Source organism: Azospirillum sp. (assembly GCF_035628975.1).
Classification (GTDB): Bacteria; Pseudomonadota; Alphaproteobacteria; order Azospirillales; family Azospirillaceae; genus Azospirillum.
The window spans coordinates 1-19,262 of the sequence record NZ_DASPIS010000034.1 but is presented as its reverse complement, the minus strand read 5'-3'; the positions used below and the strand labels follow the sequence as shown (position 1 = coordinate 19,262).

Annotated in this window: 18 protein-coding genes, 1 tRNA gene and 1 rRNA gene; 8 read left to right on the top strand and 12 right to left on the bottom strand. The window is 64.7% G+C overall.

All coding sequences use genetic code 11. The features are described from left to right. Nucleotides 1–271: 271 nt before the first annotated feature. From VD964_RS07170 to VD964_RS07155, 4 genes are all read right to left on the bottom strand, one after another. Entirely contained in the window at nt 272–661 is a 390-nt protein-coding gene (locus tag VD964_RS07170) for a hypothetical protein (protein ID WP_324867007.1), read from the bottom strand. Continuing rightward, nucleotides 658–1,347 (bottom strand): hypothetical protein, encoded by a 690-nt coding sequence (locus VD964_RS07165; RefSeq protein WP_324867005.1) that lies wholly within the window; start codon nt 1,345–1,347, stop codon nt 658–660. Before VD964_RS07165 ends, VD964_RS07170 begins: the two co-directional genes overlap by 4 nt. Before the next feature lie 469 nt (nt 1,348–1,816). Continuing rightward, nucleotides 1,817–2,698, bottom strand: a complete 882-nt coding sequence (locus VD964_RS07160) for a hypothetical protein (RefSeq protein WP_324867003.1) — start codon at nt 2,696–2,698, stop codon at nt 1,817–1,819. Nucleotides 2,699–3,480: 782 nt separating this feature from the next. Then, nucleotides 3,481–6,375 carry a DEAD/DEAH box helicase gene (locus tag VD964_RS07155; protein WP_324867001.1) on the bottom strand — a complete coding sequence of 965 codons (2,895 nt, stop codon included), beginning with the start codon at nt 6,373–6,375 and terminating at the stop codon, nt 3,481–3,483. Between the two features lie 565 nt (nt 6,376–6,940). Here VD964_RS07155 and VD964_RS07150 point away from each other — a divergent pair. The 4 genes from VD964_RS07150 to tyrS all read left to right on the top strand — a co-directional run bounded on the left by VD964_RS07150 (nt 6,941) and on the right by tyrS (nt 10,270). Beyond that, complete coding sequence (locus tag VD964_RS07150; protein ID WP_324866999.1) at nt 6,941–7,654, top strand: hypothetical protein; 714 nt, start codon at nt 6,941–6,943, stop codon at nt 7,652–7,654. Nucleotides 7,655–7,888: 234 nt separating this feature from the next. Then, nucleotides 7,889–8,002 (top strand): JAB domain-containing protein, encoded by a 114-nt coding sequence (locus tag VD964_RS07145; protein ID WP_324866997.1) that lies wholly within the window; start codon nt 7,889–7,891, stop codon nt 8,000–8,002. Nucleotides 8,003–8,118: 116 nt separating this feature from the next. Then, complete coding sequence (locus tag VD964_RS07140) at nt 8,119–8,778, top strand: YcbK family protein (RefSeq protein WP_324866995.1); 660 nt, start codon at nt 8,119–8,121, stop codon at nt 8,776–8,778. Between the two features lie 247 nt (nt 8,779–9,025). Beyond that, nucleotides 9,026–10,270, top strand: a complete 1,245-nt coding sequence (tyrS, locus tag VD964_RS07135) for a tyrosine--tRNA ligase (protein ID WP_324867181.1) — start codon at nt 9,026–9,028, stop codon at nt 10,268–10,270. A gap of 14 nt (nt 10,271–10,284) precedes the next feature. Here tyrS and VD964_RS07130 read toward each other — a convergent pair whose 3' ends face one another. The 3 genes from VD964_RS07130 to VD964_RS07120 all read right to left on the bottom strand — a co-directional run bounded on the left by VD964_RS07130 (nt 10,285) and on the right by VD964_RS07120 (nt 12,350). After that, nucleotides 10,285–11,235 (bottom strand): MBL fold metallo-hydrolase, encoded by a 951-nt coding sequence (locus VD964_RS07130; RefSeq protein ID WP_324866993.1) that lies wholly within the window; start codon nt 11,233–11,235, stop codon nt 10,285–10,287. Nucleotides 11,236–11,426: 191 nt separating this feature from the next. Then, nucleotides 11,427–11,891 (bottom strand): (R)-mandelonitrile lyase, encoded by a 465-nt coding sequence (locus VD964_RS07125; RefSeq protein WP_324866991.1) that lies wholly within the window; start codon nt 11,889–11,891, stop codon nt 11,427–11,429. 63 nt (nt 11,892–11,954) lie between these two features. Further along, nucleotides 11,955–12,350 (bottom strand): (R)-mandelonitrile lyase, encoded by a 396-nt coding sequence (locus VD964_RS07120; protein WP_324866989.1) that lies wholly within the window; start codon nt 12,348–12,350, stop codon nt 11,955–11,957. Between the two features lie 201 nt (nt 12,351–12,551). Between VD964_RS07120 and VD964_RS07115 the strand changes: the two genes are divergently transcribed. Next, nucleotides 12,552–13,448, top strand: coding sequence for a LysR family transcriptional regulator (locus VD964_RS07115; protein WP_324866987.1), 897 nt, complete (start codon nt 12,552–12,554; stop codon nt 13,446–13,448). Between the two features lie 129 nt (nt 13,449–13,577). On the opposite strand, the gene VD964_RS07110 is transcribed toward VD964_RS07115, so the two are convergent. The 3 genes from VD964_RS07110 to VD964_RS07100 form a co-directional block, all read right to left on the bottom strand. After that, complete coding sequence (locus VD964_RS07110; protein ID WP_324866986.1) at nt 13,578–14,375, bottom strand: carboxymuconolactone decarboxylase family protein; 798 nt, start codon at nt 14,373–14,375, stop codon at nt 13,578–13,580. Nucleotides 14,376–14,454: 79 nt separating this feature from the next. After that, nucleotides 14,455–15,504 carry an NAD(P)-dependent alcohol dehydrogenase gene (locus VD964_RS07105; RefSeq protein ID WP_324866984.1) on the bottom strand — a complete coding sequence of 350 codons (1,050 nt, stop codon included), beginning with the start codon at nt 15,502–15,504 and terminating at the stop codon, nt 14,455–14,457. 68 nt (nt 15,505–15,572) lie between these two features. Next, complete coding sequence (locus VD964_RS07100; RefSeq protein ID WP_324866982.1) at nt 15,573–16,772, bottom strand: MFS transporter; 1,200 nt, start codon at nt 16,770–16,772, stop codon at nt 15,573–15,575. Between the two features lie 363 nt (nt 16,773–17,135). Here VD964_RS07100 and VD964_RS07095 point away from each other — a divergent pair, with 363 nt between their 5' ends. The 3 genes from VD964_RS07095 (at nt 17,136) to VD964_RS07085 (ending at nt 18,884) form a co-directional block, all read left to right on the top strand. After that, complete coding sequence (locus VD964_RS07095) at nt 17,136–18,224, top strand: alpha/beta hydrolase (protein WP_324866980.1); 1,089 nt, start codon at nt 17,136–17,138, stop codon at nt 18,222–18,224. A gap of 38 nt (nt 18,225–18,262) precedes the next feature. After that, nucleotides 18,263–18,673, top strand: a complete 411-nt coding sequence (locus VD964_RS07090) for a cyclophilin-like fold protein (RefSeq protein WP_324866978.1) — start codon at nt 18,263–18,265, stop codon at nt 18,671–18,673. 64 nt (nt 18,674–18,737) lie between these two features. After that, a complete protein-coding gene (locus VD964_RS07085; protein WP_324866976.1) occupies nt 18,738–18,884 on the top strand; it encodes a hypothetical protein in 147 nt (48 codons plus the stop codon). A gap of 115 nt (nt 18,885–18,999) precedes the next feature. Here VD964_RS07085 and VD964_RS07080 read toward each other — a convergent pair. Both VD964_RS07080 and rrf read right to left on the bottom strand, forming a co-directional pair. Then, nucleotides 19,000–19,076, bottom strand: a tRNA-Met gene (locus VD964_RS07080). Nucleotides 19,077–19,155: 79 nt separating this feature from the next. Beyond that, nucleotides 19,156–19,262, bottom strand: a 5S ribosomal RNA gene (rrf, locus tag VD964_RS07075); the annotation flags it as partial.

The window sequence follows — 19,262 nt, the reverse complement described above, 5'->3', positions numbered from 1 at the left end:
CCACTGGGCGACCAGCCTGCCGTAATAGTCCATGTATTTGCCCACCGAAACCAGGACCTCCTGACGAACTCGCCCTCGCTGGTCACGTCAACCGGAATGACCACAGCTTGGTGATCCGCAATTGCTCCTGGCCGTCGGCGACGACCAGCGGGGCGAACCCGTCGAACCGGAAGGCAGCACCCGGTCCAGCAGGGCGATTTCCCCGGTCCCCCGGCTGGAGAGACCCAGGCAGTTTCACCGCCGCTCGGCGTCGTCCATATCCATCAGGGGCTCAGCCGAGGATGTCCTTGAGATAGGGCGGATACGGCTGGTTCGCCAGCCGGCGGATGCCGGCGAACCGATCCTTCATCTCCAGCATGGCCCGCTCGGCGTCCCGCTTCTGGTCCAGAAGGGCCAGCTTTTCGTCGGACATCCTCCGCATCTGAGCGTAGAGGTCGTCCACCACGCCGTGGAACCCTTTGCCGAGCAGCCGGTCCTTCTGGTACGGCCAAAGCACGACGAGTTCTGCGGGGTCCAGGTTGTTCTCTTTGACAACTCTCGCGAATGCTAGGGCGGCGGCCTCCCGCTCCCCGGCGTTGTCGCTCAACAGGCGGGAGATGATCTTGCCCATCTGGGCGGCGAGGTTGCTCACCATGGGCTTGTGGTTGGCGGTGTCGGTCATGCGTCCCCCGCACCCTCTCCGTTTTCCCCGCACTGCCCCGCTTCGGTGGGGCCATGGACCTCTACGGTGGTCATCTCGCGGATCATACCAATGATCCGCTCAACGTCTTCCTTCTTCCAGAAGAACAACGTGAGGGAAGGGGCGGTGGCTTTCCCCAGCATGGTCCCGGCCAGCCACATCCCGCCGTAGATATACCGGATGTCCGAGGACCGGAGCCACTTCAGAAGGTCGTCCATGAAGGCGTTGTCCTCGCCCTCAAGAACGATTCGTTCCGTAGGGTACTCGGTGGTGTGCATCAGCAGGGTCTGCGGTGTACACATCCGTTCCCGCTCCAGGTGTTCGAAGTCGGTGGTGGCAACCACCGTCGCCCAGCCATCTTCGTAGTCCGGTAGGTTGCGGTCGTCTTCATCCGGGAGCGGATTGATCTCGCCCTCGTATGGCGTGTAGTTATCTGCCCACGCGGTCGGTCCGGTCGCCGCCTCCCACGCTTCGTGGTCCACCAGGACGAGCCAGAGGAAGACGGACTTGTCCGAGGTGGGGGAGAAGATCTGTTCCTCCGCCCGCTTCCCGAACGCCGCAATAGCGTGCTTGTACCCGCGGAACCAGTACCGCTCCATCAAGGCGTTGAAGTGGTGGTCTTGGACTTGCATCAGCCAGAGGGGGTAGAGCCAGCGGTCGTTGGTCATCCGCTGCCATTCGATTTTCATTGCGTGATCCCCGTGAAGTTGAGAGCGAACTTGACGGCATGGTGTCTTGGATGATCTGGGCGTCCTGCCCCTTTGCGACGCGATAGGCCAGCCGCCGCCTGAAATCGTCTAGCTTGGGCTTGAGAGCCCGCATGATCTCCGCCTCGCTGTAGGTGAGCGGGCAGCCGTCGATCCACGTTTGGGCTTCCCGGATGTCGGCCTGTGCCCTCACCCCGGCGTAGCCGTTGTCGAGCGACCACTTCAGCCGGCCTTGGCCTCACAGAGTTCGAGCGTCCAACGGAGGTGAATATCACTGTCGCGTTCCGGTGCGGGGAGGGGGCGGAGCTTCCGCCGGTGAAAAGGCTGGCGGGGTGGTAGCGGCATCGCAGGCTCCTGGGCGAGGAACTATCGGGAGGGGTTCCGGGGGGCATGAAGCCCCCCCTCCCCGCAGGGCGGTTCGGAGAAATTGTCACACGCCCCCGGTTCCTGCCCGTGCCCCCCTGTTCACCTTGCGGGTGATCCACGCCTTGAATCCGGCGACCGTTCGCTCCGGCAGCAGCCCATCGCGGACGTAGCCATCGAGTTCCAGCCGCCACGCATTGGCGTCAGCGGGCGTGAAGGTCTGGATGGATTTCATCTGGGCAACCCGCTGGGTAACCCGGATCATCCCGCTCTTGAAGCTCGAGGTGTTGTCCACTACCAGGACCGGCGGAACCGGCTCCTGAGACACCGCCTCGACCGCCTCGGTTTCCTGTTCCTTTTTCCGTCGCAGGGCGACCACCGCTTCGGCGATCTCCTGTGAGACGTAAGGGTCCTCGGCGTCGCGAGCCAACATCGCGGCCCGGTGCCGCACCACGTCCGCCGCGATGGTGCCCCAGTCGGCAGCGTTCAACATCGCCCAATACGGGTCCGCGTTGCCGTTCGTTGTCATGATGTTGGAGAGAACGATTAAGACCTGCAGCGTCGGGTGCTGCGTGATCTTGATCACCCACTCGAAGATGAAGTTGTTGAGGATCATGGCGTCCGGGGTGAGGGTCAGCAGACCGATCTGTCGCCCCACCGTGGTCAGCGACCGGGTGGCGGTCTGCTGACCATCGGAACGGCGGGTGCCCTCCTGGCCGATCACCCAGGTGAGGGGGCGGAAAGGGCGACCCGCCCTGGAGCCGAAACTGATCTTCGTGTCGAGCATCATGATGGTCTCGACCGCCTTGGGATCGCTTTCGTCGTGGAACATGAATTTCGCCGGTCGCCAGCGAGGGGGAGCAGACAGGTCGGCGACCCGCTGACTCAAATATTGGCTGACCTGATACCGCACGTCGTCGGGGATCTGGTCCTGGGCGTCGGAGTTCATGGTGGGCTTCTCCGTCCGGAGTGGGTGTGTGACGCCCCGACGATCCCGCTGAAACGAAGAATACGCAAAGAGAAAAACGTCATATGATGGCAATAATACGCCGTTACGGTCCGGATTTTATTTGAGACGTCAGGAAGTTACTTTGAGATCCCAATGAGTTTGATGAATGATACTTCGGCATTCCCCGTGATTTATCGTTCTGAGATTTCATGGCGTGCTGATCCGTGATGAATCAAGGAGTTACGAGAATGCAGGGGTACGGGAGTATCGGGCAGAGACCGGGCTAGGAGTACGGGCACGGCTGCAATGCTCCAGTCAAAAAGTACGCCGTCGGCTGAAGAATGGCCCGGCCGTACCGCCAGCCGGCCCTGGATTGTGGCGGCGGCGGTGAGCCCGTACTACTAGGGGCAACGCCGGTACTGCTCGTACATGTCCGGGGCTGGACTCTGAGGCAGCAGCACCGCAGTAGGTTGCTACGTTAGATGGTCCGGCGTAGCCAGGCAAACCCCGAAGGACGCTGCGGCGGATCGCCCACCGTCGCGACGGGACTGTGCCCATCCGGTTTGTCAGCCGACCCCTATTCAATCATATTCCGGTCATAGCGGATCACGGTGACGGCCGGAATGTTGCTGTATTTGCTCTTGACCTGCCCCCGGCCCACTCGACCCACGCCCGACCGAGCGGCAGCAGGGTCACGGCTTAAGCCTGCCGGGATTGCGTCCATTCTTTCGTAATGAACCCGAGGTTGGCCAACGACTTGGTGGCCGCTGCGACGAAGTGGCCTAGCCCGGTCGCCCTGGCGGCCTCGAACTACCAACGCGACCTTGACCATTGTCTGACCGGTCATAGGTCGTCAGGCTTGGTTTTCCGCTTGGCCGTTTGCCAGAACCCGGTGAGCGGAATTCCGACAAGTCTTCCTCGCTTATGCCGTTGGCCTGAGCCTGCTGCCACGCCTTGGCTTCCAGCAGTCGCTGGATCGAGGCAGCCTCGGCTTGCTCGGCCAAGTCCCAGTCGAAGTCGAGCCGGATTTCCTCTCCAAGCGTCTCGCCGATCTCCACCGCTTTCCTGCCCAACACCCACCACATCATCTGGTCCATGTCCAAATCGGTCAGGGCTGTCAAGATATGGTAGCCGTTGGCCGTCTGGCCCTGCCGGTGCCCCCGAGCCTCGGCCTGGAACAAATCGGCGGGAGTCCAAGACAATTCGGCAAAGAGGCAGGTATCCGCATAGGAGAGGTTGATAGACTCACTCGCGGCCATAATACCACCGAGAAAAACGTCGAGTTCTCCCGCTTGGAATGCTCGTTCGATTTCACCCCGATCTTCTGTTGATGTACCGCCGATGATGACACCGACTGTCATGTCCATTTGCTCTAGTTGCTGCCGCAGAGTTTCGATTACGTCGAGGTGGTGAGCGAACACGATGCAGGATCCGCGTTCCTCCACCACCTCCTGGACCAGTTCGGCCACGATGCCATCCACGACCTTGGCCATGCCGACCAGCTTCCTGGCCTTGGACCAAAGCGGCATGGCGGCCTTACTGGCCTGTTGGCGGCTGCCGCTTGTCATGAGTTCTCGGAAATACTTGTCCTGAGCCATGTCCATCGTCATGAGGTATTCATCGACGTAGAAACGAGCCTTTGGCCCCGGTTCGACATCGAACCTCTGGCGGATCTTCTTGGGGAGTTCAGGGTTCACTTCCGTCTTTGTCCGACGGATCATGTATTTTTCCAGCAGAGCTTTGGTCAGTTCCGCGTGGGAGACTCTGCCGGTGGCCAGCATGCTGCGATATTCGCGGACCGGAACCACGGCCTCCAGAAGGTCGAGCCCTTCCTCGGCTCGGTTGCGGATCGGCGTGCCGGTCAGCAGCACAGCCGCTCGGCCGGGGTCCTGGACCAGCAGGCGGACGGTTTTGGTCCGGGCGGCCTTGGGGTTCTTGATCCGGTGGGCCTCGTCCACGGCCAGGGCGTCAGAGTTCCAATCGAGCAAGGCTTGCCGCAGGACGCCAGTCACGCGAGCAGTTGCGTCCTTGAGCCGCTGGGAGTGGGTAAACCCGCTCACCGGGATGTCGAGGCGTCCCACCGCCTCTAGGGTAACGCCGTCCTCAGGGTCGAGCTTAACCGTCAGAGCCGCTATATCGGTCCGGAGCTTGGGGTCGGCCCACTGGACCGAGAGGGATTTCTCGGCACCCCCTGCGATGAAGGCCACCCGGACCTCGGCCAATTGTTCAGGAGAATACCCGGTGAGCGGGATCTTCTCGGCCCGAGGCGTCAGGATGTCGAAGGTCAGGATCACCCAGCCGCTGTCGGGCAGATCGGGCACCTCGGTCGATCCGTTGACAACCACGATTCGTTGAGCGTCGTGGTTCCACGCTTGGATCTCGCGGATCCAGACATTGACCGCGGCCTTAGGGCAGATCACCAGCCGCCGCTGGGCTGCCATGGCCCCGAATGCGGCGATCACCTGAGCCGTCTTGCCGGTGCCCATCTCGTCGGCAACTAGGCACCGACCGGCGTGGCCGAGGATGAACTCGACGCCAGCCCGCTGGTAGTCTCGGAGCCGGCGACCGTTCACCGGCTGGTCTCCGCCGGGAACCTGCGACCAATCAACCGCAACAGGCTGCCGGTCCTGCCAGCCGGTCTCGACGATTTCGAACCCGGCCTCGCCCACCCGATCGCGATACGTCGGCCATTGCTTGATGCTAACCTCCTGCCGTCCTTGGTCGTCCAGCAGGTCGAACGCCCGGCGGTCGTTGGCTGGGCCGGTCACGGTCACGAGCAGCCCCAGTTCGTCGCGTTCGGCGGTGAACGGGTCTTGGGACAGCCCAATAGGTTGGCCCTCGATGACCTGGACATCGTGGTCAGCCAGCCGCTCACGGATGATCGCCAGGGTTTCCGAGGTGATCGCCTCGCTGACGAGTCGCTCAGCGTTGTTCCTAGCCCAACCCCAGGCCCCAATGGTCGCCTGCCAATTGGAATTGGCGAAGGCTGCGAGCGTCGGGTGGTCCAGGATCTCTCGGATCGCCGCGAAGTCCACCTCCAGCGACCACCACCGCGGAACCTCGGTAAGCCGGTTGACCATCGGGCGGACCTCGATCACCATCCCGGCCCAGGACTCCCCGCCCGGCTTGTCGAGATCGACGATCTTTGCTCCGGCCTTGACGGCCTCGCCGCAAATCTTGTCGGCGTCTAGGGTCGAAACCGACCACCAACGGCCGTGCCAGTGCCGCTTATTAGACCGCATGGACGAAACGGCTTGGTACGGGTCGAAGGAGCCGAATTGGGCCTTGAACTCCCAAGCCAAGTTTGTGGTTCCGTCTGACAGGTCCCGCCGGCCGATGCAGCCCAGAAGCGGCTTTTCGCGGTATCGGCGGGTCAGGTTCCACCAGGAACTGCGAGTGTAGGACTGGCCGTCGGCGGGAACCACGAGGGATTCAGGAGCGACCCGGCGGGGGCGGCCACCCCGCCGCTGGAGGGCGATGGGCTCAGCGTCGAGCCGCAGGGCTTCCAATGCACGTTGGATCAGCCATTGTGAACGGGGCAGGTCGCCCCGCTGCTGGTCCATCACTAGGGCCAGCGGCGGCGGGACGATGGTCTTGACCTCAATCCATCCTTCGGTCTTCCGGTTCGCCCGCGTCTTCTGATCCTCGGCCTTTTTCCGCTCTTTCAGATCGTCCACGTCCACACTCGCCTCCAAAACCCGGTGGTCGGGTTTAGAGTAGGCCGGCGGCCATGGTCGGGCAAAATTTCAGAAGGCTTAATCAAAAAAGACACGACTAATCGCCCCACCCCGTAGGGGTAGGTCGCGTGGGCAGGCTTGCAGAGCCCGATGAGGAAGAGTTAGCGTCGTCGGTCAGCGATGGCCCGGTGGCCGTCGAAGGAGAGGCTTTATGTAAACGCAAGCGAGACCCCCCAGCCGGTTCCAGCCGGCCGGAGAGACCCAGATCGCGAAATAGCCGAATTGCTTGCAGGCTCACAGGCTATTTCGCTGCCGCACCGCAGTCAACTCTCCATTGGAGGGATGGCAACGGCGGGTCACGTCTCGCTCCAGATTGGAGCGAAGGATGTCTTTGTCTGTCCCCCGGCCACTTCCTGGCCGATTCGAACCGGCCGAACGGGGCCTCCGATTCGCCGAATGGCGGGCCAAGCTCTTGGCCGCCTTCCACGCCGAGTGCCTCGCCTCGCGGGAGCACGCCCGGTGGACCGGTGGGTCGAGCCGGAAGGTCGGGCCGCTCAGCAGGGCCGTGGCCGACACGTTCGAGGCTCTGGTCAACATCTTCACCGACCGGACGACCAAGCAATCCCGGCCCAGCCTCGACACATTGGCGGAGCGTGCGGGAGTCGGTTATTCCACAGCAAAGGCCGCGATCCCCGTTTTGATGAAGTTCGGCTGGGTCGTCCGGCAGGCTCGCTACCGTCGCATTCCCGTCCGGGGCAGCTACACGGTTGTGAAAACCTCCAACCTCTACACCATAACGATACCGAAGCGTTGGCACCGCTACTTCGACCGTAGGGCTAAACTTCGGCTAGGATCTTTGCAACGTTATTTGCATGGTAGAGCCCTCCAGTTGGCAGCCCACTGGTCGGCTGATTGGGTGGCAGCCATGGAGGATTTTGCTCGGCGGGCAGTCGGGCTGCCGAGCACCCAGGAGGCCGTCCAGGCCCCGGCTGAGCGGCCTGAGCCGCCTCAAGCACCCGTGACACCTCTCCCGGCTCCGCCGCACCTTCGAGGCCCCCTGCCCCGCTTGCCTGAGCTTCTGGTCAACCAGATCGACCCCGAGGGCAACCACCCGCTGATCCAGATGGTGGACACCCCCCAGGCCGTCATAGACCAGTGGCAGGCTGGCCTGGAGGCGTTGCGGCAGGCCGCGACCAAGTCCAATCGCCTGACCGCCCGGAATCACCTCCACGCGATCCTGGAGGCGGAGCGAACGCGGCGGGGTCTGCCCTCGATTTGAGACGCTAACGTCTTCACGATGTCCATGATCCAAGTGCGGGTACTCCCCGCCACCCCAGAGTACGTCCAGAGTTCGGAGCTAACGTACTCCTGGCAGGGGGGAGTTTCAACGGGTCCGAAAGAATTACTGGTACTCTTCCTAGTCTCAAAGCTGTCAAAGTTCTGTCAAACCGAGTTCCGCCACCACGGCTAAGGCATTGACAGCCCGGCATTCTTTCCCGGTGAACTCCATGAGATGACCAAGGAGATCGTGCGCGCCGCCAACGCCATCGGCCTGATCGTCCACGACCATCTGGTGATCGGCAAGGGCGGGCGCCACACCAGCTTCAAGGCCCAGCGCCTGCTGTGAGCGGGGTAAGGCCCCTGCTTTCCGTGCAGCCGGGCCATGCTCCGCCACTTTGCAATTGCGAATCGCTCTCCATTTTGTTGACGTGACGGTGCCCTGCTGAAAGACCCGCCCCCTTCATGTCCTCCTCGCCCCTCTCCCTGAAGCGCCGAAGCCTGCTGATCGGCTGCGGAGCGCTTGTCCTGATGTCGGACCGCGCCCTGGCCGCGCCCGCGGCACCCCGCCGCCTCAGCCTCAGGAACCAGCACACCGGCGAGACGTTCGAGGGGCCCTACCGCGACGCCTCCGGTCCGCTGCCCGACGCGATGGCCGACCTCTCCAAGCTGCTGCGCGACCATCGCGCCAACAAGGAGGGGCCGATCGACGTCGGCACGCTCGATTTCCTGGCCGACATCATGGAGGCGGTCGGGCAGACCAAGGCAACCATCCTGTCGGCCTTCCGCACGCCGGAAACCAACGCGATGCTGGCCGCGCGCAGCCTGGGCGTGGCGGAGCACAGCCAGCATCTGCTGGGCCGCGCGCTGGACATCACCCTCCCCTCGCGCCTGCCCGATGCGCACCGCAGCGCGCTGGACCTCAAGCGCGGCGGAGTCGGCTGGTATCCGCGCTCGCATTTCCTGCACATCGACACCGGGCCGCTGCGCAGTTGGGAGATGTTCGGGCAGAACCTGGACGGGCTGTTCGCCCCCGGAATCCGCGGCGCCCGCCCCCGCACCGTGTCCCAGCGCATGCAGCTTCACCGCGCGCTCGCCCGCCGCCAGCTGCTCGGCAGGCGCTGAGCGGGTGGCAGCATTGACCTGTCGGGGGTGGATCTTCCCGGCAACCCCGTGTAGGGAAGGCTCCATGACCGACCGCATCGCCCTCACCGCTCCGATGTATTATCCGCCGCTCACATAGCGCGGCGTCGATCGGTCATACCCGAAACCATGCCGTCGCAAGTCCGGCGGCCATGGTCTTCTCCCCGACAGAGACAGTCTCCGGACGGCAACGGTCCATCCGCAAGAGACCTGTCCCATGTCTTTTCCCATGACTTCCAAATCCAGCGCCGCCGATTTCCTCCGCATCCTGCGCGAGCGCGGCTTCCTCCATCAGTGCAGCGACCCGGCCGACGACCTGTCGGGCCTTGCCGGCGCGGCGCCGGGCGGCGCGCTGACCGCCTATGTCGGCTTCGACGCCACCGCGGCCAGCCTGCATGTCGGGCATCTGCTGTCGATCATGGCGTTGCGCTGGCTGCAGCGCACCGGCAACCGTCCCATCGTGCTGATCGGCGGCGGCACCACCAAGATCGGCGACCCCAGCTTCCGCGACACAACGCGGCCGATGCTGGACGATGCGCAGATCGCCGCCAATGCCGCCGGACTGCGCCGCGTCTTCGGCCAGTACATGAGCTTCGGGGACGGGCCGACCGACGCGGTGATGGTGGACAATGCCGATTGGCTGGACGGGCTGGACTACGTGCCCTTCCTGCGCGACGTGGGCCGCCATTTCACCATCAACCGCATGCTGAGCTTCGAGTCGGTGCGCCAGCGGATGGAGCGCGAGCAGCCGCTGACCTTCCTCGAGTTCAACTACATGATCCTCCAGGCCTATGATTTCCTGGAGCTGTCGCGGCGCCACGGCTGCCTGCTGCAGATGGGTGGATCGGACCAGTGGGGCAACATCGTCAACGGCATCGAGCTGGCCCGCCGGGTGGAGCGGCGCGAGCTGTTCGGCCTGACCACGCCGCTGCTGACCACCGCGTCGGGCACCAAGATGGGCAAGACCGCCGGCGGCGCGGTGTGGCTGAACGCCGATGCGCGCAGCCCCTTCGATTTCTGGCAGTTCTGGCGCAACACCGAGGATGCCGACGTCGGCCGTTTCCTGCGCCTGTTCACCGAGCTGCCGCTGGACGAGATCGCCCGGCTGGAGCGGCTGCAGGGGGCCGAGATCAACGAGGCGAAGATCGTCCTGGCGACCGAGGCCACCCGCCTGTGCCACGGGGCGGCGGAGGCCGAAAAGGCGGCTGCGGCGGCCGGCTCCCCCTTCGCGCCGGGCGGCGACGGCCTGCCGGAGATCACCCTGCAGCGTGAGGGGGCCGACGGCGTGCCGCTGGTCGATGCGCTGGTTGCAGCCGGCCTGTGCGCCTCGAAAGGCGCGGCGCGCCGCCTGATCCGCGAGGGCGGCGCCCGGCTGGACGGCGAACCGGTGACCGACGAGACGGCGGCGCTCACGGCCACCGCCGTTCTGTCGGCCGGCCGCAAGCGCCATGTCCGCGTGCTCCTGACCCCCTGACAGGGCCGGTGGCGTCAGCCCTCCAGCTGGCGCCACATCTCCAGGTCGCGCTCGGCGGTCCAGATGCGGGGGTCGGGATACTGCGTCGCCTCGTCATAGGCGCGGGTGACGTTGAAGGGCATGCAGTGGTCGAAGATCACCCAATGGCCGAACTTCGGCTTCAGCGCGGCGTAGGTGTCCTTGTAGATCGTCCGCAGGTCCTTGCCGGCGGCGACCCCCTGCTTCACCAGCTCGAACAACTCGCTGGTGAAGGCGCGGGTGCCGCGCAGCCCCTCCTCCACCTGTTCCGGCGTGGTCAGGGCGGCGCCGCGGCCGGGCACCAGCTTCTCCGGCTTCAGCGACGCGATGGCGTCGAGCGTCGCCGGCCAATTCGTGAAGTAGGCGTCTCCGCAGTAGGGAGTCGCGCCGTATTCGACGAGGTCGCCGGAGAACAGGATCTTCTGCTGCGGCAGCCACACCACCGTGTCGCCCTTGCTGTGGCCACGGCCGAGTTGCAGCAACTGCACCTCCAGCGAGCCCAGCCATATCGTCATCTTGCCGCGGAAGGTGATGGTCGGCCAGGTGAGGCCGGGGACCGATTCGACGGCGCGGAACAGACGGGGGAAGCGTCCGATCTCGCTCGCCATGTCGGCTTCGCCACGCTCGACGATCAGGTCGCGGGTGTCCTCGCTGGCGACGATCTGCTCCGGCGCATAGCCGGACGCGCCCAGCACGCGCACCGCATGGTAATGCGACAGCACGACATGGCGGATCGGCTTGTCGGTGACCTCGCGGATTCGGCGGATGACGTCCTGCGCCATCACCGGCGTCGCCTGGGTGTCGATCACCATCACCGCATCGTCGCCGATGACGATGCCGGTGTTGGGATCGCCCTCCGCCGTATAGGCATAGGCGTTGTCGGACAGCCGGTCGAAGCTGACCGCCTTTTCCTCCAGGTCGGCATGCGAGGCGAAGTTCTTGGACATCCCGTTTCTCCCCAGGCGCGGCCTCCATCGAAGCATCGTCCGATATGGCCGCCATTGATCGGTTGGCCCAACCATATCGTTTCACTTGAAACCATGCAACGCGTTTGCATCCCTCGGACGGGAAGGGCCTTCGCCGATTCGGTCGCGGGGGCATGGAACCGGCTCGGCGGCCCCATGCCGATCCGCTTCACCTATCTGAGGTACTGGTCGTCGGTGACCTTCTCCATCCACTCGACATTTTTGCCGCCGGCCATATTGGTGACGGCGATGTGGCTCATGCCGTTGCCAGCGGTGGCCCCGTGCCAGTGCTTCACCCCCGGCGGGGTCCAGATGACATCGCCCGGCCTGATCTCCCGCTTCGCACCGCCTTCCTCCTGCACCCAGCCGATCCCGGTGGTGACGATGAGGATCTGGCCGGCCGGATGGGTGTGCCAGGCGGAGCGTGCTCCCGGTTCGAAGGTGACGAGGCCACCCGATGACGATGTCTGATCGTTGGCCGGATACAGGGGATCCACGACGACGGACCCGGTGAAATACTGATCCGGCCCCTTGGCAGAGGGTCGCGAGCCGTTCGGCGAGATCACCATGCTCTCGGCGGAGGCCTGTGCCGCACCGGCGAGAGCAAGCGCGAGGGTGACGGCGACGAGCCGTTTCATGGTCATCCTTCCTGGGTTTGCGTGGTTCCGAAGCGGGTCTTCGGCGGCCGGCTGCGGACGCGGCTAGCCGCCGTACTGGTCGTCGGTGACCTTCTCCATCCAGTCGACGGCCTTGCCGTCGAGCTGCTCCTGGATGGCGATGTGCGTCATGGAGGTGGTGGGCGACGCGCCATGCCAGTGCTTCTCGCCGGGAGGGAACCAGATCACGTCGCCCGGACGGATCTCCTCGACCGGGCCTCCCTCCCGCTGCACCCTGCCGACGCCGGCCGTGACGATCAGGGTTTGCCCCAGAGGATGGGTATGCCAGGCCGTTCGGGCGCCGAGCTCGAACGTGACGCTGGCGGCCATTGCGCGTGCAGGGGCGTTCGCCTGGAAGAGCGGGTCGATGCGGACCGTGCCGGTGAACCACTCTTCCGGCCCCTTGGTGGACGGCTGCGAGCCAACGCGCGTGATGTGCATGGTTTCGATCCTCCGGTCGCGGCACCTGCCGGGCTGCTGTCAACGAGACTCTAGTCGGTGCAGGCGCCGGCGATTAGCCGCTGGATCGCGCATGGGTCTATCGATACCGCTCATGAATGATGTGCGGGAAGGCGATAACGTGACGACCGGGTTTCCGGTACAGTGCCGGAACTCGCCCGATCCCGTGGAAGGGCTTCATCGATGCCGCGCGAAAACGTCAACGATCTCATCGCCTTCCTGGCCGTCGCGCGGGAGCAGAGCTTCACCAAAGCCGCCGCCAAGCTCGGCGTCTCGCAGTCGGCACTCAGCCACACCGTTCGCCAACTCGAGGAGCGGCTCGGCATTCGGCTGCTGACCCGCACCACCCGCAGCGTCTCCCCGACGGACGCCGGCGAGCGCCTGTTGCTGACCATCGGCCCCCGGTTCGACGAGATCGAGGCCGAACTTGACGCCCTGAGCGAATTCCGGGACACGCCGGCCGGTTCCATCCGGATCACCGCCACCGATTACGCGATCGACGGCCTCCTCTGGCCGAAGCTGCAGCCTTTCCTGCGCGCGTACCCGGACATCAAGGTCGAACTCATCAACGACTACGGCCTGTCCGATATCGTTGCCGAGCGGTATGACGCCGGCGTGCGCCTCGGCGAGCAGGTGGCCAAGGACATGATCTCGGCGCGGATCGGGCCCGACATCCGCTTCGCGGTGGTTGGAGCGCCCTCCTATTTCGCCGGGCACCCGGTGCCGGGGACGCCGCAAGACCTGATCGGCCACACCTGCGTCACGTTGCGGCTTCCCACGCACGGGGGGATCTATGCGTGGGAATTCGAGAAGGACGGCCACGAACTGCGGGTGCGGGTGGACGGCCAACTCGTCTTCAACAGCATCTTTCACATCCTCAATGCGGCGGTGGCCGGCTTCGGGCTCGCCCACGTGCCTGAGGATCTGGCGAGGCCGCATCTCGAGGAAGGACGCCTCCAGCGCGTGCTGGAGGATTGGTGCCCCCTCTGGTCCGGATACCACCTCTACTACCCGAGCCGCCGGCAGTCCTCGCCGGCCTTCGCCCTGCTCGTCGACGCGCTGCGCTACCGGGGCACATGAGGAGCGGACGGGCGGCCTAGATCGGATCGCGTAAAATCGGAATCGATTTGGAGCGTGAATCCGATCGCCAAACATAAAGCTACAGTGTCGTGCGTTTCACATTAAACGCACGACACTGTAGGGATGCCGTCAACCGGGGCGCTTTTCGAATACCTCCTTGAAGACGGGCAGCGCCGAGAAGGCATTGGGCCAGCCGGCATGGAAGGCAAGATGGGTGAGCGCTTCCGAGGCCTGCTCACGCGTCAGGCCGTTGTCCATCGCCCGGTTGAGATGGTAGGGGATCTGCGCGACCTGCCCCGAGGCAATCAGGGCGCTGACGGTGACCAGGCTGCGGTCCCGCGGCGCCAAATCCGGGCGCAGCCAGAGGTCGCGGAACAGCACCTCCGTCGTGTATTGCACGACCCCCGGGGCCACCGCGCCGAAATTCTGCGCCACGCCCGCTGTGCGCCGTGCCTCGGCGGCTTCGTCGAGGGGAAGCGGTTCGGGCGAGGCCGGGGGAAGCTGGTCGGCCGCGATACGCCGCTGGGCGAAGACATCCTTCGTGACCGCCACCGCCGCCATGGCATTCGCCCATCCGGAGTAGAAGGCGAGATGGGTGATGATCTCGGACAGTTCGCCCGGCTTGACGCCGTGGTCGAGCGCCAAATTGACGTGGCGCGGCATCCCGATCTGCTGGTTGCGGGCAATGAGGGCCGCCACGGTGACGATGCTGCGGTCGCGCGGCGACAGGCCCGGGCGTTTCCACAGATCGCCGTCGACGGCGGCTTGCGCGTACTTCTCCAGCGCCGGCGAGACCGCCCGAAGATCCTCGGACGTCAGTGTGATCTTGCGGGTTCCGGAGTCCGACGCGGCCGCGCCCTGCTGGGCATGGGCTGTCGAGGAGGCGAGCAGAGCGAGGGATGCGACCGTCGCGGCAAAACGTTTCATCGGTATCTCCATTCGGCGAAATCCTGAGACCTCGATCGGCAAGATGGGCCGGCCCTTTCCCTCGTCCCGACCGTTGCGATCAGCTGGCCAGGGAGGCGTTGTCGATCACGAACCGGTACTTCACGTCGCCCTTGAGCATCCGCTCATAGGCTTCGTTGATCGTTTCGGCGCGGATCATCTCGATGTCGGCGACGATGCCGTGCTCCGCGCAGAAATCGAGCATCTCCTGCGTCTCGGCGATACCGCCGATCATCGAACCGGCAAGCGCGCGGCGCTTCATGATCAGGTCGAACACGTTGGGCGAAGGGTGCGGCGTGGCCGGCGCCCCCACCAGCGCCATCGTCCCGTCACGCTTCAACAGCACGAGGAACGCATCGAGGTCATGCGGGGCCGCGACGGTGTTCAGGATAAAGTCGAAGCTCTTGGCATGGGCGGCCATCTCGTCGGGATTGCGGGAGACCACGACCTCGTTCGCGCCGAGCGCCAGCGCCGCCTCGCGCTTGGATTCCGAGGTGGTGAACGCCACCACATGCGCGCCCATCGCATGGGCGAGCTTGATGTCCATATGGCCGAGACCGCCGATGCCGACCACGCCCACCTTCTTCCCCGGTCCGGCCTTCCAGTGTTTCAGCGGCGAGTAGGTGGTGATGCCCGCGCACAGCAGCGGCGCAACCGCGGCGAGTTGGCTCTCCGGGTGCCTGATCCGCAGCACATAACGCTCGTGCACCACGATGCGCTGCGAATAACCGCCAAGCGTATGGCCGGGCGCATCCGGCGTCGGGGAATTGTAGGTGCCGACCATGGCGTCGCAATAGTTCTCCAGCCCGTCCTCGCAGTCCGGGCAGTGCCTGCAACTGTCGACGATGCAGCCGATGCCGACGAGATCGCCCGCTTTGAAGCCCGACACATGCGCGCCGACCGCCGACACGCGTCCCACGATCTCGTGTCCGGGAACGCACGGCCACTGCGTGCCGGCCCATTCCGCGCGCGCCTGATGCAGGTCCGAATGGCAGATGCCGCAAAAGGCGATCTCGATCTGAACATCATGCGGACCGGGAACCCGGCGCGTGATCTCCAGCGGTTCGAGGGGCTTGTCGGCGGCATAGGTGCCATAGGCTTTGACGGCCATCGAAGTGCTCCTTGAGTCACATGTCATGTGTGAGGTGTTCCCGTCACGCCGGTTGAAGCCGGTCCGTGTCACGCCGGCTGAAGCCGGGCCGCGCGCGACGCCCCGAATGCCAGAAGGGCGGCCATCACGAGACAGACGGTGCTGATACCGAACGTGGCCTGATAACCGCTCAGGTCGAACAGCGTCCCCCCGACGGTCGCGCCCAGCGTGATCGCGAACTGAATGGTCGCGACCATCAGGCCGCCGCCGGCCTCTGCATCCGCCGGCAGGGTCCGCGACAGCCATGTTCCCCAGCCGACCGGCGCCGGCGTGCCGATCAGTCCCCACGCGCCCAGCAGCAGCACCGTCCCCGCGACCCAGCCGCCGAAGGCGATTAGCGCCACGGCGATGCCGGCCATCAGCAGCGGGATCACGATGAGGACGCCGTACAGGCTGCGGATCAGCACCGGTCCGATCAGCATCGTGCCGAGGAGACCGGTCACGCCGACCACCAGCAGGATGAGCGACAGCATGGAGACATCGACGCCCGTCACCGTTTCCAGGAACGGCCGCAGATAGGTGAACAGCGCGAACTGCCCCATGAACAGGAACAGGATCGCCGCCATGCCGAAGGCTACCTTCGGCCGGCCGAGGAGCCGGAACACATTCCCGGTGCCGGAGCGGCGTTCGCCGGGCATCGCCGGCAGGCTCATCAACTGCCAGGCCAGGGCGATAGCCGCGAGCGGCACCACACAGAAGAATGCGCCGCGCCATCCGACGAAAGCACCCAGGAAACTTCCCAGCGGAGCCGCGATGGTGGCCGCGAGCGCGTTGCCGCCGTTGAGGATGGCAAGAGCCCGCGGCACCGAGGACTCCGGCACCAGCCGCATCACGGTTGCCGTGGACATCGACCAGAAGCCGCCGATCGCCACGCCGAGCAGCGCCCGGCCGATCATCAGCGTCGTATAATCCGGTGCGAAGGCGACGACGGCCCCCGACAGCACCATCAATCCGGTCAAGGACGACAGCACCGCCTTGCGGTCGAGCCGCCCGGTCGCCGAGGCAATGAACAGACTGGTCAACACGGCGAAGATGCCGGACACCGAGATGGCCTGTCCGGCCTGGCCTTCGGTCAGGATCAGGTCCGTGGCGATCGGCGTCAGCAGACTGACCGGCATGAATTCGGACGCGATCAGCACGAAGACGCAGAGCGACATCGCGAAGACGGCGCCCCACGCCGCCGGCCGGACCGCGGTTGCGCCGCTTTGGGAAGTGACTTGAACCTGCATGCGATTGCCTGAGCGTGTGGAGGATGGGCGCCAACGGAGCGGCGGACCTCGCCTGCCGGGGGCTGGCCTCGCCCATCAGGGTTGGGTCCATCCGGTGGGGCATAGATGGTCGAGGGGCTCGTCAGCCATTAGCGGCTGATGACCGCATGCGGTTATGAGTTGCACTCATCAATCAGCCCGATTCCCCCGGCCCTGCGTGCCCGGAATTGATGAGCGGAATTCATAACGGCAAGCGAAACGCGCCGTCTAATGCACGCGCCCCATACCGCCTAGAGTTTTGCCGTGAAGAAACCGGGCCCGTGGGAAAGCCCAGGCGTGAGAGGAGCCACAGCAATGAACAGGCAAAATGGGGATCAACGCGCCGTGGACGCGCTCGCCGACATCGATGTCGACCGGCGCACGCTCCTGAAGATGACCGGTGCCGGTGCTGCCGCGCTCGGCATGATGTCGGTCCTCGACCTGCCGGCTGCGATGGCCCAGGACATGTCCAAAGGCGCGGCCAACTTCTACACCAGCGACAGGGTAAGCCTCCAGAAGGTCACCTTCAAGAACCAATACCAGATGACCGTCGCCGGGAATCTCTTCACCCCCAAAACCCTCGACCGCACGTCGAAGACCCCGGCGATCATCGTCGGCCACCCGATGGGCGCGGTGAAGGAGCAGAGCGCGAACCTGTACGCCACGAAGATGGCGGAGCAAGGATTCGTGACCATGTCCATCGATTTGCCGTTCTGGGGCGAGAGCGACGGCCAGCCTCGCAATCTGGTTTCGCCGGATATCTATGCCGAGGCATTCAGCGCCGCGGTCGATTTCCTGGGCACCCGGGAGTTCGTCGACAGGATACGGATCGGCGCGATCGGGGTCTGCGGCAGCGGGAGCTTCGTCATCAGCGCGGCCAAGATCGACCCGCGCCTGAGGGCCATCGCCACGGTCAGCATGTACGACATGGGCGCCGCCAACCGCGATGCGCTCCAGCATTCCCAGACGGTCGAGCAGCGCAAGCGGATCATTGCGGAGGCGGCCGAGCAGCGCTATGTGGAGTTCACCGGCGGAGAGACCAAATACACCAGCGGGACGGTGCATCAGCTGACGGCGGACACTCATCCCATTCAGCGCGAATTCTACGATTTCTATCGCATGCCGCGGGGCGAATACACGCCCAAGGGCGGATCGCCTCTCCTCACCACTCATCCAACGCTGTCCAGCAACGTCAAGTTCATGAACTTCTACCCGTTCAACGACATCGAGACGATCTCTCCCCGTCCGATGCTGTTCATCGCGGGCGACCAGGCTCACTCCAAGGAGTTCAGCGAAGACGCATATCGGCGCGCCGCGGAGCCGAAGGAGCTTGTCTGGGTGCCGGGAGCCGGCCATGTCGATCTCTACGACCGCGTGGACCTGATCCCGTTCGACAAGCTGGCCCGCTTCTTCAACCAGCACCTCACCGCGTAGGCGAGGTGACGCAGGACGCAAAGCTCAAGGAGAACGTCATGCGACGCTTATCGTCGATTGCCGCCGGTGTCGCACTTCTATGGACAGGGCATGCCATGGCGCAAGACCGCATCCTGATTTCCTCCGAATGGGGAAATGTCACGGCCGAATTGGTCGACAACGCCGCCACCCGTTCGCTGGTGCAGACGTTGCCGATCACAGTCGAGATGCATGACCACCTGCGTCAGGAAAAGACCGGCAACCTGCCGGCAGCTCTGCCGGAGGCCGCGCGGCAACGCGACTTTTCAAGCGGGACGCTCGGCCTGTGGGGGCCAGATCACTTCGTGATCTATTATCGAAGCGGACGCGTGCCTCAACCGGGGATCGTCATTCTCGGCACGGTGACCGGCGATGTGTCGATCTTCGACCGCCCCGGCCCGATTTCGGTCCAGGTCCAGCACGCACGGTAAGCAGCGGCGCGGATGCCGGCCGATTGCCTTCTGCATCGCTGCCTACATTCCGGAAGAGATAATCTTGCCGTATGTTGCCGATGGGCGGTCGGTGCGCGTCCTCCAGGACTGGTCGTCCTATTGGGACGGCTACCATCTCTGCTACCCAAGCCGCCGCCAATCTTCAGCGGCCTTCGTGGCCGTGGTCGAAGCGCTGCGTCATCGCGAATGACCCCGCCGCGTTCTCGACCTGCACGGCCCCCGTCGGGTCCCATCGGGATCCGGTGGATGCGCCCAACAACGAAAAGCCGCTGAAGCGCGATGCGCTTCAGCGGCTTTTCTTGATTTGGTTGCGGGGGCAGGATTTGAACCTGCGGCCTTCAGGTTATGAGCCTGACGAGCTACCGGGCTGCTCCACCCCGCGGATGTCTCGGTATGGGGTGATGGACTTCGTGACGATGCCAGCGTGTTTGCTTCGGTTTGACGTCTCTTGAGCCTGAGTGACCTGGCGGCGACCTACTCTCCCACGTCTTAAGACGCAGTACCATTGGCGCGGAGGCTTTTCACGGCCGAGTTCGGGATGGGATCGGGTGTTTGACACCTCGCCATG